At 69.7% G+C, this 14796-nt stretch carries 12 protein-coding genes; 6 read left to right on the top strand and 6 right to left on the bottom strand.

Features of this window, described 5'->3' with window-relative positions:
• Positions 1 to 4 precede the first annotated feature (4 nt).
• From UAJ10_RS19095 to UAJ10_RS19075, 5 genes are read right to left on the bottom strand one after another with little or no spacing between them, the layout of a single operon-like run.
• Complete coding sequence (locus UAJ10_RS19095) at positions 5 to 832, bottom strand: carbohydrate ABC transporter permease (RefSeq protein WP_322916779.1); 828 nt, start codon at positions 830 to 832, stop codon at positions 5 to 7.
• Positions 829 to 1716, bottom strand: coding sequence for a carbohydrate ABC transporter permease (locus UAJ10_RS19090; RefSeq protein WP_322916778.1), 888 nt, complete (start codon positions 1714 to 1716; stop codon positions 829 to 831). The genes UAJ10_RS19095 and UAJ10_RS19090 overlap by 4 nt, the downstream gene beginning before the upstream one ends.
• Positions 1713 to 2975 carry an ABC transporter substrate-binding protein gene (locus UAJ10_RS19085; protein WP_322916777.1) on the bottom strand — a complete coding sequence of 421 codons (1263 nt, stop codon included), beginning with the start codon at positions 2973 to 2975 and terminating at the stop codon, positions 1713 to 1715. Before UAJ10_RS19085 ends, UAJ10_RS19090 begins: the two co-directional genes overlap by 4 nt.
• Entirely contained in the window at positions 2975 to 4165 is a 1191-nt protein-coding gene (locus UAJ10_RS19080) for an aminotransferase class I/II-fold pyridoxal phosphate-dependent enzyme (RefSeq protein WP_322916776.1), read from the bottom strand. Before UAJ10_RS19080 ends, UAJ10_RS19085 begins: the two co-directional genes overlap by 1 nt.
• Positions 4162 to 4926, bottom strand: a complete 765-nt coding sequence (locus tag UAJ10_RS19075; RefSeq protein WP_322916775.1) for a FadR/GntR family transcriptional regulator — start codon at positions 4924 to 4926, stop codon at positions 4162 to 4164. Before UAJ10_RS19075 ends, UAJ10_RS19080 begins: the two co-directional genes overlap by 4 nt.
• A 160-nt stretch (positions 4927 to 5086) precedes the next feature.
• Here UAJ10_RS19075 and UAJ10_RS19070 point away from each other — a divergent pair, with 160 nt between their 5' ends.
• Positions 5087 to 5464 (top strand): DUF427 domain-containing protein, encoded by a 378-nt coding sequence (locus UAJ10_RS19070; RefSeq protein ID WP_322916774.1) that lies wholly within the window; start codon positions 5087 to 5089, stop codon positions 5462 to 5464.
• Positions 5465 to 5481: 17 nt separating this feature from the next.
• Here the strand turns inward: UAJ10_RS19070 and UAJ10_RS19065 are convergent, their stop codons facing one another.
• Positions 5482 to 6429, bottom strand: coding sequence for a LysR family transcriptional regulator (locus tag UAJ10_RS19065; protein ID WP_322916773.1), 948 nt, complete (start codon positions 6427 to 6429; stop codon positions 5482 to 5484).
• Positions 6430 to 6676: 247 nt separating this feature from the next.
• Between UAJ10_RS19065 and UAJ10_RS19060 the strand changes: the two genes are divergently transcribed.
• Genes UAJ10_RS19060 through UAJ10_RS19040 form a run of 5 tightly spaced genes read left to right on the top strand, consistent with a single transcriptional unit; the run spans position 6677 to position 14562 of the window.
• Entirely contained in the window at positions 6677 to 9622 is a 2946-nt protein-coding gene (locus UAJ10_RS19060; RefSeq protein WP_322916772.1) for a TonB-dependent receptor domain-containing protein, read from the top strand.
• A 20-nt stretch (positions 9623 to 9642) separates the two neighbouring features.
• Positions 9643 to 10722 carry a nucleoside hydrolase gene (locus tag UAJ10_RS19055; protein WP_322916771.1) on the top strand — a complete coding sequence of 360 codons (1080 nt, stop codon included), beginning with the start codon at positions 9643 to 9645 and terminating at the stop codon, positions 10720 to 10722.
• A 26-nt stretch (positions 10723 to 10748) separates the two neighbouring features.
• A complete protein-coding gene (locus tag UAJ10_RS19050; RefSeq protein ID WP_322916770.1) occupies positions 10749 to 12065 on the top strand; it encodes an NCS2 family permease in 1317 nt (438 codons plus the stop codon).
• 29 nt (positions 12066 to 12094) lie between these two features.
• The gene (locus UAJ10_RS19045; protein WP_322916769.1) at positions 12095 to 13219 is read left to right on the top strand and encodes an adenosine deaminase family protein; all 1125 of its coding nucleotides are present in this window, start codon (positions 12095 to 12097) and stop codon (positions 13217 to 13219) included.
• The gene (locus tag UAJ10_RS19040) at positions 13216 to 14562 is read left to right on the top strand and encodes an MmgE/PrpD family protein (RefSeq protein WP_322916768.1); all 1347 of its coding nucleotides are present in this window, start codon (positions 13216 to 13218) and stop codon (positions 14560 to 14562) included. Before UAJ10_RS19045 ends, UAJ10_RS19040 begins: the two co-directional genes overlap by 4 nt.
• The last annotated feature ends 234 nt before the right edge of the window (positions 14563 to 14796 follow it).

Below are 14796 nucleotides of genomic sequence, written 5' to 3'. Positions count from 1 at the left end.
GGGGTCAGCCTTTCACGGCGCCGGCCGTCAGGCCCTGCACCAGATAGCGTTGGATCAGCAGGAAAAAGGCGCCGACCGGCAGCAGGGCCAGCACGCCGGCCGCCATCATCTGCCCGAAATCGACCGAGAATTTGGAGACGAAGCCCAGGAGCCCGGCGGGGAAGGTGCTGACGGCGGCGGAGGAGTTCAGCATCAGGCTGAACAGCAACTCGCTCCACGCCGCGGTGAAGACGAAGCCCCCGGTCGCCGCCAGCCCCGGCAGGGTCAGGGGCAGGATGACCCGACGCAGGGCCTGGAAGCGGGTGGCACCGTCCATCATCGCCGCCTCCTCCAAATCCTTCGGGATGGCCTCGAAGAAGGACTGCATGAGAAAGGCGGCGAAGGGCGTGTTGAAGGCGGTGTAGACCACCACCAGACCGGTCAGGCTGTTGGTCAGGCCCAAGGGCGACAGCAGGCGGAAGATGGGCGCCACGATGATGACCAGGGGGAACATCTGGCTGACCAGCATCACCCCCACCACCCAGGCCTTGCCCCGGAAGTGGAAGCGCGAGAAGGCGTAGCCGGCGGCCGAGGCGGCGGCGGTGGCGAAGAGGCCGGTCGCGGCGGAGACGATCAGGCTGTTGCGGAAGAACAGCGGAAACTGGGTGTGGCGCAGGACGGACCCGTAATGGTCCAGCGTCACGCGGGACGGCCACAGCCGCACGCCCTCGCCATACATCAGGTCGTCCGGCGTCAGCGACACCTTCAGCAGCCAGAACAGGGGAAACAGGGCGAAGGCGACGAAGGCCGCCAGGGCCGCGGCATGAGCGATGCGGGCCAGGATCTTGCTCATGCCCGCTCCGTCATCGCGTGGCGCAGCACCATGACGGCGGCGGCATAGGCCAGCAGCAACAGCAGCAGCACGGCCGCCACGGCGGAGGCGTAGCCGAAGTCCAGGCGCTGGAAGGCCAGGGTGAAGATATAGCTGGACAGGATCTGGGTGGCGTCGGCCGGCCCGCCCTTGGTCATCACCACGATCAGCTCGGCGAAGTTGGCCACCCACACGGTGCGCAGCATGACGGTGATGGCGATGGTGGGGGCCAGCAGGGGCAGGGTGACACGGCGGAAGCGCAGCAGCGGGCCGGCGCCGTCCATGGCTGCCGCCTCGTAAATATCCTTGGGGATGGACTGCAGGGCCGCCAGCAGGGTGATGGCGAAGAAGGGGATGCCCCACCAGACGTTGGCGGCGATGGGCCCCCACAGCGCCCGGTGCGGGTCGGACAGGATGTTCTCCGGCGTGGCCAGCAGGCCCAGGCCGTGCAGCCAGTGGGGCAGCGGGCCAATCACCGGATTGAACAGCCAGGCCCAGGTGAGGCCGGAGAGGAAGCCCGGCACCGCCCAGGGCAGGAAGACCAGGGCCTGCACCAGGCCGCGCCCGGGGAACGGCCGATCCAGCAGCAGCGCCAGGATAAGGCCAAGGCCGAACTGCAACGCCACCGACACCGCCGTCCACACCACCGTGTTGCGCAACGCCGTCCAGAAGCCGTCGTCGTCCAGCATCTCCCGGAAGTGGTCCAGGCCGACGAAGTCGCCGCTCAAGGGGTCCAGCAGGATCAGGTCATGGAAGGCGTAGGACAGGCCGGTGACCAGCGGCACCAGCATGATGGCGGCGATCAGCAGCAGCGATGGTGCCGCGTAAAAATAGGGTTCCAGCTTTCGGGCCAGGGTGCCGCTCATGGCTTCACACCCTCCATTTGCTTGCGCCGCGCCTTGGTCAGGTAGGCGGCCCACTGCTTGTTCATGGTGGCGGGGCTGATCTGGCCCAGCAGCGCCTGCTGGCTGCTGCGCACCACCAGACTGTCGGCGAAATAGGCGAAGCCCGGCAGGTAGGTGGGCATCAGGGTGGGCACCACGTCCGGGTCGGCCAGTTCCGCGAACCAGCCCTGGTAGATGGCACCGGCGTACAGCGGGTCCTTGGCGGCGGCGGTATAGACGGGCAGGGCGCCGGTCTGCTGGTTCCAGGCCAGGTTGCCGGCCGGGTCGTTCAGGGCGACCACCAGATCCCAGGCCAGGTCCTTGCGGGCGGACCGCTTGAAGATGGACCAGCCGGCGAAGCCCAGGGTGGGATAGGCCTTGCCGTTGGGGCCCTTGGGCCAGGGCGCCACACCGAAATCCTCCGCCTTCATGCGGGCCTTCAGCGCGATCAGGGCGTCGGGGTCCTGGTCCACCATGGCGCAGGTGCCGGTGTAGAAGCCGGCCACCACCTCGTTGAAGCCCCAGTTGACGCTGTCCTTGGGCGCCAGGCCCTGTTGGTACAGGTCGATCAGCCAGCTGGTGCCGGCCACCCAGCCGGGATCGTTCAGGGCGCTGGTGCCGTCCTCATGGAAGAAGGCGTTGCCGCCGGCGATGCTGGCCCCGAACATGACCCAGCCGTTCAGGCCGCCCGGCCCGCCGCGCAGGCAATAGCCGGACTTGCCCGGCAGCTGGGCGATCCTGGCGGCGTCGGCCCGCAACTCCTCCAGCGTCCTGGGCGCCTCGGCGATGCCGGCCTGGCGGAACACCGCCTTGTTGTAGTAGAGCGCCCGCAAGTAAAAGCCGTAGGGCAGCATGTAGGCGGTGTCCGCCACCGACCGCGCCACGGTCAGGGCCCGGTCGTTCAGGCCCTGGGTCTCCGGCCAACGCGCCAGATAGGGCTCCAGGCTTTCCAGTTGGCCGTTGCCGGCGTAGAGGGACAGCCAGCGGTCGGGCATTTCCACCACATCGGGGATGTCGCCCGCCGCCACCATGGTGGCCAGCTTCTCGAACGCCGATCCCCAGGCCAGGGACGTGATCTCCACATGCGTGCCGGGGTGCTTCGCCTCGAACCCCGCCACCAGGCGCTTCAGCGTCTCCGTCCGTTCCGGGCTGCTCAAGACCTCCACCAGCCGCAGCTCTTCGGCGTGGGCCGGAAGCGCGGACAATGCGAGCGCCAGGGTGAGGAGCAGCCGTTTCAGCATCAGCGCCCCGTGCCCTGCTTCCGGGCCATCCGCAAGGCTTGCTGCAGGTCGGCCCACAGCGCTTCCGTCCCCTCCAGCCCGACATGCAGGCGCACCATGGTGGCCGGCACGCCGAAGTCGAGGGCGGAGTTGGGGCCGGCGGCCTGGACGTGGGTGACCAGGGCCGGCACCACCAGGCTCTCATGCCCGCCCCAGCTGACGCCCAGGTGGAAGAATTCCAGCGCGTCGCACAGGGTGGGGATGTCGATGGCCTCATTCACGGTGAAGGAGAACAGGCCCGACGTGCCGGTCAGGCCCGGCGGCAGCGGGCCCATCAGCGCCGGGTGGTGCACCGCCGTGACGTCGGCATGCTCCGCCAGCCGCCGCGCCAGGGTCAGGGCTGACACCTCATGCGCCTTCATGCGGATGGGCAGGGTGCGCAGGCCGCGCAGCAACAGCCAAGCCTCGAACGGCCCCAGCTTGGCGCCGATATAGGGGCAGATGGTGCGGCGGATGAGGCCGGTCAGCTCCAGCCGCCCGGCCACCAAGCCCGCCACCGTGTCGCTGTGCCCGCCAATGTATTTGGAGGCGGAGTGAAGGACGAGGTCGACCCCCAGCGCCGCCGGCCGCTGGAAGACGGGGGTCGCCCAGGAATTGTCGATCAGGCTGACGGCGCCGTGCTTCTTGGCCAGGGCCGCCAGGGCCGCCACGTCGTGCGCCTCCATCATCCAGCTGTTGGGGCTTTCCAGGTACAGCAGGCGGGCGCCGGGCAGGGCCGCGTCGACGGCGGCCAGGTCGGCGCCGTCGACGTAGGTGGTGGTGACGCCCCACTTCTTCAGCAGCGTCTCGAACAGGCGGTAGGCGTCGGGGTAGACATGGCGGACGCAGACGATGCTGTCGCCCGGCTGAACCAGCGCCAGCACGGCGCCGGAAATGGCGGCCATGCCGCTGGGGAAGCCGATGGCGTCGTCCGTTCCCTCCAGCGCCGCCATCTTGCGCTCGAACTCCGTCACCGTGGGGTTGGTGGTGCGGGAATAGACGTTGCGCGCGCGTTTGCCGGCGTAGGTATCCGCCATCTCCTGGAAATTGGCGAAGGTGAACAGCGAGGTCTGGATGATGCCTGGCACCACCGCCTCATAGGCGTGGGCCATCTCGTCATGCGCCACCAGGCGCTGGGCGAGGGCGACGGGGTCTTCAGGTGCTTCGGTCATAGCGGGGAGCCGGCGGTGGGGGACATGGCCTGGATGTCTTCTTCGACGATGGCGAGGATGCCCAGGGTCTTCATCCGCGCCGCCTCGGGATCGCCGGCGCGGATGGCGTCGAACAATTCCCGGTGCAGGGCGAAGGATCGGCGGGCGAAATCGGGGCGGTCGAACGGCTTTTCGAAGAAATGCTCGAACGTCTCGCGGAACTGCTCCAGCAGCTGGCGGAACAGCGGGTTGTGGGTGGCGTCGTAGATCGCCAGGTGGAACTGCAAATCCTCCGGCCCGGCGGTGCCCTGCTCCAGGTGCACGCGCTCCATGGCGACCAGCTTTTCCTCCAGGACGGCCAGGTCGGCGGGGGTGGCGCGGCGGGCGGCGGCCTCGCTGGCCGCGACCTCCAGCCCCCGGCGGATCTCCAGCGTCTGCAACAGACGGTCGCGCAGCAGCCCGGCGTCGATGGTCAGCGAGACATGGACGGCGCCCGGCGTGATGGCCCGCAGCAGATAGGTGCCGCTGCCCTTGCGCGTCTCCACCAGGCCCCGCGCCTGGAACTGGCGGATGACCTCGCGCACCGTGGACCGGCCCACGGCCAGGCGGGCCATCAGCTCCCGCTCCGTCGGCAGGCGGTCGCCCGGTTGCAAGGCCCCTTCAGCGATGAAGGCCGCCAGGGCCGCGCTGACCGCCGCGATGCGGTCGGCGCTGGGCAGCGGCTGTAGAGCCGCGCTGGCAAGCGGTGTGACGGGAAGGGGGGATGCGGGCGGCGGTACCACGGCACCTCGAATCTCACTGAGGCTTCAGCGCTTTCCCGGCGCCGCCCCAAATTGGTCTGACATCTGATGATCGGTCGCGCGGTGTCGGGCTGTCAAGCGGCTCTCGACGCCTGGACCCCTCGACCCCATATCCTGCTAAGCGATCGCAGGAGGCAGCGCCATGACCGAGAAGACGATCAAGATTCCGGGCCCCGATCATCCCATCACCATCAAGCGCAATCCCAGGCGGGTGGTCGTGACCCTGGGCGGCAAGGTCATCGCCGACACGCGCGAGGCGCTCAGCCTGCGGGAGGCGCGCTATCCCGCCGTCCAGTACATCCCGCGCAAGGACGTGGACATGGCGGCGCTGGAGCGTACCGACCATGCCACCCACTGCCCCTACAAGGGTGACGCCTCCTACTTCAGCATCCCCGCCGGCGGCGCGCGGGCGATGAACGCGGTCTGGACCTATGAGGCGCCCCACGCCGCCGTCGGGGCGATCAAGGACCATGTGGCCTTCTATCCCGACCGGGTGGATTCCATCGCCGAGAGCGACTGAGGCGAAGGCGGCCCCGCTCAGGGCCGGCGGTTGGCCGACAGTTTTTCGCGCAGCTTGGCGGTCAGCCTCTGCGCGAACTCCACGCCGCGCGGATGCTCCTCCCGCAATTGCGGGCGGTGCAGCAGGCGCAGTTGGCGGCGCACGGTGGGACCGTCCAGGCGGATGCGCCGTAGGCGGTCCTCGGGAAAGCCCAGGGTGTACAGCCAGGGCATGACCCCGATGGCCAGGCCGCTCAGTACCAGGCCATAGAGGGAATTGACCTGGTCCACGCGGTAGCGAGTGGACGGCGCCAGGTCGTTCTGCTGCAGGGCGGCCGACGTCAGCTCACCAATGCTGCCGCCGGCGAAATGCACGATCTCCTGCCCGGCCAGGGCCCGCCACGGCAGGCGGTCGTGGGCGGCCAGCGGGTGGTCGGCCCGCGCCACCAGCAGCATCTCATCCTCGAACAGCGGCACGCCTTCCAGGTCGTCGTCGGGCAGGGCCTGCACTGTCACCACCAGGTCATAGGTGCCGCCGCGCAGACCCCGGATCAACTGGTCGGCGCGCCCGTCGTGCAGGTGGGGGACGACCCCCGGCATGTCGCCCGCCAGTTCGGCCAGCGAGGCGGCCACCGCCTCCATCGCCGTGGGGATGGCGCCGATGCGCACCGTGGCGATTTCCCGCCCCGCCACCTCATGCATGTCGCTGAAGGCGTTGGCCGCCGTGGTCAGCAGCCGCTGGGCGTGCGGCAGCAGCGAGACGCCGGCGTCGGTCAGCGTCACCTTGTGCGTCGTCCGGTCGAACAGGCGCACGCCCAGGTGCGCCTCGATCTGGCGGATGCCGGCGCTGATCGCCGGCTGGGACACCGACATCTCCTCCGCCGCGCGGCAGAAGTTTCCCGTGCGCGCCAGTTCCACGAAGAAGCGGAGCTGGCGCAGCGAGACGGGATTCTTCCAGGCGGGGGGCGCGTCGATGGTCCGGGACATGGCCTTTTTGTAATAAGACAAACTTATAAAAACATAAATGTAAAAACTTTCCCCTCTGAACCTTGCCGCGTCATACTACAGTCATAGTCCAAACGGGGCGGGCCCAAGCAGGGCAAGCAGGGTGGCGGGCAGCCACCGGCCGCCGGGCCGGATCGGACGGGCGACAGGCGGCAAGCCTCGCGCCACCTCGGGGGAGGAGCCGCCGACCGGGCAAGTGTCGGGCGCGAAAAAATCAGACGGGGGCTCCATGTCAATCAGCAGGAAGGCGCGTGCGCGCGCCGGGCGTTTCACCGCGACCATCGTCGCCATCGCCGCGGGGCCGCTGGCCGCCGGCACAGCCACGGCGCAGACCGCGTCCAGCGACACGACGCTGAGCGAGATCGTCGTCACCGGCTCGCGCATCCGCAGCCCCGACGCCACCAGCGTCAGCCCCATCAGCACGGTCAGCGGCGAGGAGTTGCAGCAGCGCGGCGTGACGCGGGTCGAGGACCTGATCAACACCCTGCCGCAGGCCTATGCCGACCAGGGCGCCGGCAACCGCGGCGGCACGGTGGGCGCCAGCGGCACCGCCACCATCAACCTGCGCAACCTGGGCAACCAGCGCACCCTAGTGCTGATCGACGGCCGCCGCCTGATGCAGGGCGACCCGGATCGCGCGGCGGCGCAGGCGCCCGACATCAACAACGTGCCGGCGGCGCTGATCGAGCGCATCGACGTGGTCACGGGCGGCGCCTCCGCCGTCTACGGCTCGGACGCTCTGGCCGGTGTCGTCAACTTCGTTCTCAAGAAGGACTTCGACGGCGTCCAGGTCGACACCACCAACGGCTTCTACAGCCACACCAACAACAATCCCATCCGCGCCGTCTCGGCGGCGGCCAAGCAGGCCTATCCCGGCGGCGCCACCTTCGACGGCCCGCAGAACGACGTCTCGATCACCGCCGGCAAGAACTTCGCCGGTGGGCGGGGCAACATCACGGGCTTCTTCAGCTATCGCCGCGCCGAAGGGGTGGGCACCTCGGACCGCGACTTCTCCATCTGCGGCCTGTCGGCCGGCGCCAGCGGCTATTCCTGTTCACTGTCCAGCGCGACCTACCCGGCCCAGTTCCAGCCGCTGAACCCGAAGACGGGTGCCGCGCGCGGCACCTACACGCTGGATTCCACCACCGGCAACACCCTGCGCACCTACAAGACGTCGGACGGCTTCAACAACGGCCCCACCTACGACCTGCAGTCGCCGGACCAGCGCTATAACCTGGACCTGTTCGGCCATTATGAATACGCGCCGGGCCACCAGGTCTATGGCGAGTTCATGTTCATGCGGGACGAGGCCGACATCCGCCTGTCGCCCACCGCCGTGTTCAGCGTGGCGGAGAAGGTCAACTGCAACAATCCCTACCTGTCGGCGCAAGAGGTCAGCGTCTTCTGCACCACGGCGGGGCTGAGCACCGCCCAGACCGCCAACGTGGTGGTGTCGGAACGCGACGTGCAGGCGGGTTCCCGCCACGACTACACCACCCACACCGCCTATCGCGGCGTGCTGGGGGCCAAGGGCGACATCAGCGACGACTGGCAGTACGACGTCTACGCCCAGTACGGCCGCACCAACTATGACTCGCGGCTGACCGGCGACATCTCGCTGTCCAACTTCGCCAACGCGCTGCAGGCCGTGACCAATTCCAGCGGCCAGGTCGTGTGCAAGACCGGGGCGGCCGGCTGCGTGCCCATCAACATCTTCGCCATCGGCGGCATCACGCCGGAGGCGCTGGGCTATGTGCAGCAGGACTTCTACCGCACCGGCTTCACCCAGGAAGTGGTGGCCAGCGGCGCCGTCACCGGCCAGCTGTCGGCCGTCACCAGCCCCCTGGCCCACAGCCCCCTGGGCGTGGCCTTCGGCACGGAATACCGCCGGGAGTCGATCGGCCTGACGCCGGACAGCCATTATTCCTCCAAGGACGTGGCCGGCAATTCGGGTGGCGAGTTCCCCATTTCCGGCGCTTTCGATGTGAAGGAGCTGTTCGCCGAGGTGACCGCGCCGCTGGTCCAGGACCGGCCCTTCTTCCACAGCCTGTCGCTGAACGCCGGCGCCCGCTATTCCGACTACAGCACCGCCGGCGACACCACCGCCTACAAGGTCGGCGGCGAGTGGGCGCCGGAAACCGACATCCGTTTCCGCGGCAGCTTCCAGCGCGCGGTGCGCGCGCCCAACCTGGTGGAACTGTACGGGCCGCAGCAGATCACCACCGCCAACCTGACCGACCCCTGCGAAGGCGCCCATCCCACCGCCAGCCTGGCGGCCTGCCAGGCCTCCGGTGTGACGGCCGCCCAGTACGGCAACATCGCCCCGGCGGCGGGGCAGAAGTCCGGCGCTATGATCGGCGGCAACCCGGGCCTGCGGCCGGAAGAGTCCAACACCGTGTCGTTCGGGGCCCAGCTCACCCCGTCCTTCCTGCCGGGCGTGACGCTCACCGCCGATTATTTCGATATCGATGTGAAAAAGCTGATCTCGACCGTGCCGGCCACGATCGAGCTCGGCCAGTGCATCGCCACCGGCACCTTCTGCAACCTGGTGGTCCGCAACCCCACCACTGGCTCGCTGGTCACCAGCGGCTACGTCGTCACCACCTACATCAACGCCGGCTACCTCGACACCTCGGGCGTCGATTTCTCGCTGTCGGCCAAGTACGACGTGGCCGACCTGATCGGTGTGAACGGCCTGGGCCGGGTGGGGCTAAACTTCTCCGGCACCTTCACCGACAAGTATGAGATCCAGGTGCTGCCCAACACGCCGGCCTACCGGTGCGAGGGCTATTTCGGCGTCACCTGCGGCATGCCCATCCCCAAATGGCGCCACCGCATGGTGGTGGACTGGACGCTGCCCGACGGCGTGGACCTGATGGCGACCTGGCGCTACATCGGCGGCACCCGCAACGACAAGTCCAGCAGCGCCGTCTACCTGGCGGGCGCCTACCAGCCCTATGACGCCACGCTGCCCAGCGTCAGCTATCTGGATCTCGGCGTGTCGCTGGCCCTGACCGACGACATCAGCCTGCGGGTGGGCGTCAACAACGTGTTCGACAAGGACCCGCCCCTGACCGCCAGCACCGGCGGCCAGGTTTCCAATGGCGCTTTCTACAGCGGCATCTACGATGCCCTGGGGCGTTACGTCTTCACCAACGTCAGCGCGCGGTTCTGATGGGTCAGGGGGGACCGGTGATGAAGCTCGTTCATGCGGCCGCGCTGGCCTTATCCTTGGGTGCGGCCTCTGGGGGTGCGGCGGTTCCCGCCGCCGCGTCCGACAAGACCCTGGTCTATTTCGACAACGATTTCCTGGGGCCCGGCCAGAGCAACATCCAGGCGATGATCCCGCTGCTGCGTGATCCCCAGGTCGAGCTGCTGGGGGTGGGCGTCGTCACCGGCGACGCCTGGCTGCAGGAGGAAACGCGGCACCTGCTGCGCTTCATGGAGATCGCCGGCCGGCCGGACGTTCCTGTGGCGAAGGGGGCGGAGATGCCCCTGCTGCGCACCCAGGGGGAGATGCGGGCCTGGGAACAGCGCTACGGCGCCATCCCTTGGAAGGGGGCCTGGAACGCGCCGCGCCCCGGCCGGACCTATCATCCCGACGACCCGGCGCTGGTGCCGCCCCTGCCGGAAGGCGAGCCTCGGATCGCGGCGGCGGCGGAGGACGCGGCGCATCTGCTGATCGGCCTGGTGCGGGCGCATCCGGGTGAGGTCACCGTCATCACCGCCGGGCCGCTGACCAACATCGCCCTGGCGCTGCGCCTGGCGCCCGACCTGCCGTCGCTGGCCAAGGAGATCGTGGTCGAGGGCGGCGGGCTGGACCTGGCCGTGGCCCGGGTCACCGGCAACACCGACTACGCCACCGACTTCAATTTCCTGTTCGATCCCGAGGCGGCGCACATCGTGCTGACCGCGCCGTGGAGGAAGATCACCGTCATGGGCAACGTCACCGGCAGCGTCAAGGTGACGCCGGAGCTTGTCGGCCAGGTGGCGTCGGCCGGCACGCCGCTGGCCCGCTATTTTCATGACTACGCCAAGGTCGGCCAGCCGCTGTGGGATGAGCTGACCACGGCCGTCGCCATCGACCGCTCCCTGGTCACGGAGGAGCTGGTGGCCCGCATGGATGTCGACCTGCTGCCGGGACCGGCCTATGGCACGGCGCAGATTTGGAAGGATGAGTTCGCCCCGCACCAGGGGGAGCAGACGGTGCACATCGTGCAGAAGGTGGACACCGCCCGCTTCCTGTCCGTGTTCACGGCCCAGGCGCGGAAATGAGGGGCCCGGCGATGAGGGCCCCGGCGATGAGGGCACTGCTCGACCGCCGCTTCCACCTGGGCCAGCGCGGCACCAGCGTGGGGCGGGAAGGCGTCGCCGGGCTCACCGCCTTCATGGCGGCGGCCTACCTGATCGTCGTCATTCCGTCGCTGCTGGCCAGCGGCGGCATGGATCGCGGGGCGGCCACCACCGCCGCCATCGTCGTCATGGCCGCGGGCAGCCTGTTCATGGGCCTGTACAGCAACCTGCCCTTCATCGTGGGGCCGGGCCTGGGCGGCTCCGCCATCCTGGGCATCACCCTGGCCCAGACCGAGCATATTCCCTGGCCGGCGGGCCTGGGCATCGCCCTGCTGTCGGGTGTCCTGTTCCTGGTGATGACCCTGACCGGGGCGCGCACCCTGGTGATGCGCCTGGTGCCCGCCCCCATCAAGCTGGGCCTGGGGGCGTCGCTGGGCCTGTTCATCGCGCTGCTGGGTTGTCGCGACGCCGGCATGGTGGCGCTGAACACCAAAAGCGTGGCGCTGTCGCTGGGGGATTTCAGCCAGCCCGGACCCATCGTGGCCCTGATCGGCCTGGGTGTGGCCGTGGCCCTGCAGTCGCGCCGGCTGCCCGGCGCCATGCTGGCGGGCATCGTGGCGGCGACGCTGGCGGGCATCCCGCTGGGGCTGACGGTGCTGCCGTCGTCCCTCGTGGCCTTGCCCCGGTCCTTCCAGCCCATCTCGTTCCAGGTCGATATCGGCAGCGCCTTTTCGCTGACCGCCTTGCCCTATCTGTTCGCCTTCTTCGCGGGGGAGTTCTTCTCCACCCTGGGCACCACGCTGGCCGTGGGCGGCAAGGCGTCGCTGACCGATGAGCACGGCAACCTGCCGGGCATCGAGCGGCCCTTCCTGGTGGATTCCGTGATGGCGACGCTGGGCCCGCTGATTGGCATCCCGTCCGGCACGGCCCTGGTGGAATCCGCCGCCGGGGTTGAGGCGGGGGGCCGCACCGGCCTGACCTCGACCTCTGCGGCGCTGTGCTTCCTCGCCACCCTGCTGGTCACGCCGCTGGTGATGGCGGTGCCCCGGCAGGCGACGGCGCCGGCCCTGATCCTGACCGGCCTGTCCATGTTCGGCACCATCCGCCACCTGGTGGCCGATGAGATCGGCGACCTGCTGCCGGCCCTGGTCATGGTGCTGGTCACCCTGGTCGCCAACAACTTCGGCACCGGCATCGCCGCCGGCATCCTGGCCTACGTCCTGGTGCAGATCCTTGCCGGGCGGCTGGCCCGTGTCCCCGCCGGGCTGCTGATCCTGTCCGTTCCGCTCGGCTACTACTTCTATGTCGCCGCGACCCGGCATTGAGCCGCCGCGGCGCTTATCATGGGCCTTTCATGACCATTCCCATCGCAGACACGCTTGCCACCGTGCCGCCAGCGCGGACCGGCCGCACGGTCACCGAGGCGCAGCGTGCCTTCTTCCGCGCCATGCCCAAGGTGGAGCTGCATTGCCACCTGCTGGGGGCGGTGCGCCCGCAAACCTTCGCCGACCTGGCCGCCAAGCACGGCGCGCCCATGAGCGGGGCGGAGATCGAGGCGTTCTACCGGCGTGGCGCCAAGCCCGTGGGCGTCCTGCACGTGCTGCGCGCCCTGGAACGCCATCTGCTGCTGGAGCCGGACGACTTCCGCCGCATCGCCTATGAGTACCTGGAGGACGCGGCGGCGGAGAGCGTGCGCCATGCCGAGTTCTTCTGGAACCCCACCGCCACCCTGCGCGACACCGGTCTGGCCTATCGTGAAGTACAGGCGGCCCTGGTCGCCGGCATCGCCGAGGCGGCGGCCGACCACGGCATCAGCGGCCTGCTGATCCCATCCATCGACCGTGAGGCCGATCCGGCCGCGGCACTGGAGATGGTGGAGCTTATGGCTGCCGCCCGCCATCCGTTGGTACCCGGCATCGGCATCGATTACCGCGAGACGGACCGGCCGCCCGAGCTGTTCGCCGAGGCCTATGCCTTGGCCCGCCGCCAGGGCCTGCGCCTCACCGCCCACGCGGGGGAGTTCGGCACGCCCTGGCGCAACGTGGAAACCGTGGTCGACCGCCTGGGCGTGGACCGGGTCGACCATGGCTACAGCATCGTCGACAACCCCGAACTGATGCGCGGGTACGCCGACCGTCGCATGGTCTTCACGGTGGTGCCGACCAACTCCTACTACTTGCGCACCCTGGCGCCGGAGCGGTGGGCGGCCGAGCATCCCATCCGCCGCATGGCCGCCGCTGGCCTGGCCATCCACCCCAACACCGACGACCCCACCCTGCACCGGGTGAGCCCGGCCGGGGCGTGGGAGCTGATGTACAGCCACCTGGGCTTCGGCATTCCCGATCTGCGCGGCATGATGACCGCCGGCATCGCCGGCAGCTGGGCCGACGCGGGGCAGCGGTCCGCCTGGCACGCCCAGTGGCCGGCGCTGTTCGACACCCTGGCGGCCGGGCTGGATTGGGAACCCTCGACCCTATGAGCGGCGCCACCCTGCAGGTCATCCGTCTCAGCCGGGCCGCCGCCGCGTCGGTGCCGGCCGCGACGGCGGCGATGGCCCGTCGCTGCATCCTGGATTGGTTCGGCCTGGCGATCGCGGGTGCGGGCGAGCCGGTCTGCCGCCGCCTGCGGGCCCTGGCCCTGGCGGAGGGGGCCCGGCCCGTCGCCACCGTTGTCGGCGGCGGCCAGGGACCGGGCGAGGGACCGGGCGAGGGAGCAAGCGCCCGCCAGGCGGTGTTCCTCAACGCCGTGGCGGGCCACGCGCTGGACTATGACGACGTCTCGCTGGCCATGCATGTCCACCCCACCACGGTCATCCTGCCGCCGCTGCTGGCGCTGGCGGAGCAGCGGGCGCTGGGCGGCGGGGCGGTGCTGGCGGCCTTCGTCGCCGGGTATGAGGCGGCGGGCATGATCGGGCGCTGGCTGGGGGCGGGGCCCTACGACCGCGGCTTCCACATGACCGGCACCCTGGGCGCCTTGGGGGCGGCGGCGGCCGCCGCCCACCTGCTGGGCCTGGATGAGGAGGCGACCGCCCGCGCCTATGGGCTGGCGGCGTCACAGGCGGCGGGCCTCAAGGCGCAATTCGGCACCATGGCCAAGCCCATCCACGCCGGCCGGGCGGCCGAGGCCGGGCTGTGCGCCGCCCTATGGGCTGAGGCGGGAATTTCCAGCCGCACCGACATCCTGGAGGCGCCGCAGGGCTACGCCGCCACGCAGTCGGCCATCCCCGCCGGCCCCATCACCTGGGACGGCCATGAACTGGACCGCAATTCCTTCAAGTACCACGCCTCCTGCTTCGGCACCCACGGCGCCATCGAGGCGATCGCCGCACTGCGGGCGCAGGGGGTGGTGCCTGGAGATGTGCGGCAGGTCCGCCTGACCGTGGACGCCGGCGCCGACCGGATGTGCAACATCGCCACCCCCCGCACGGGCACGGAGGCGAAGTTCAGCCTGCGCTTCGTCGCCGCCCTTGCCCTGCTGGGGGCGGACACCGGCATGCCGGGCCTCTTCACGGATGCCGTGACGGCCCGGCCGGACCTGATCGCCCTGCGCGACCGGGTGACGGTGGCGTTCGGCCCGCCGGATTGGCCGCCCGACCTGACGGTGGCGGAGGTCACGCTGGCCGACGGATCGCGCCGTGAGGCGTGCTGCGACACCAGCCTGATCGGCGCCGATGACGACCGCCTGCGCGCCAAGTTCCTGCATCTGGCGGACACGCTACCCGCCGGGCATGCGGGGCGCCTGGCCGACCAGGTGGCCGGCATCGAGGCTGTGACGGATGTGCGGGCGCTGTGCCGCCTGGCGACGCGGGTGGGGGAGGGCTGACGCCCGCGCGCCCGATTCCGGCGGCGGGCGTGGGCGCACAGGGCCGCCGCTTTTTCAACGAGGGGGCGAAAGGAGTCTTAAGCCTGCCACATTCCGGCGCGCATGATCCTGACAATCCTGTTCACAATCCCGAGGCGCAAGCCCGGGGTGGCGATCTTGCGCGGCGGGGCGCGGGACCGTTACAGTATTGCATTAAATGGGGGGTGGAATGCGCGACAGGCTGATCAGGCGCTG

Source organism: Nitrospirillum guaranorum (assembly GCF_034653275.1).
Lineage (GTDB): Bacteria > Pseudomonadota > Alphaproteobacteria > Azospirillales > Azospirillaceae > Nitrospirillum.
This window is presented reverse-complemented; position numbering and strand designations above follow the sequence as displayed.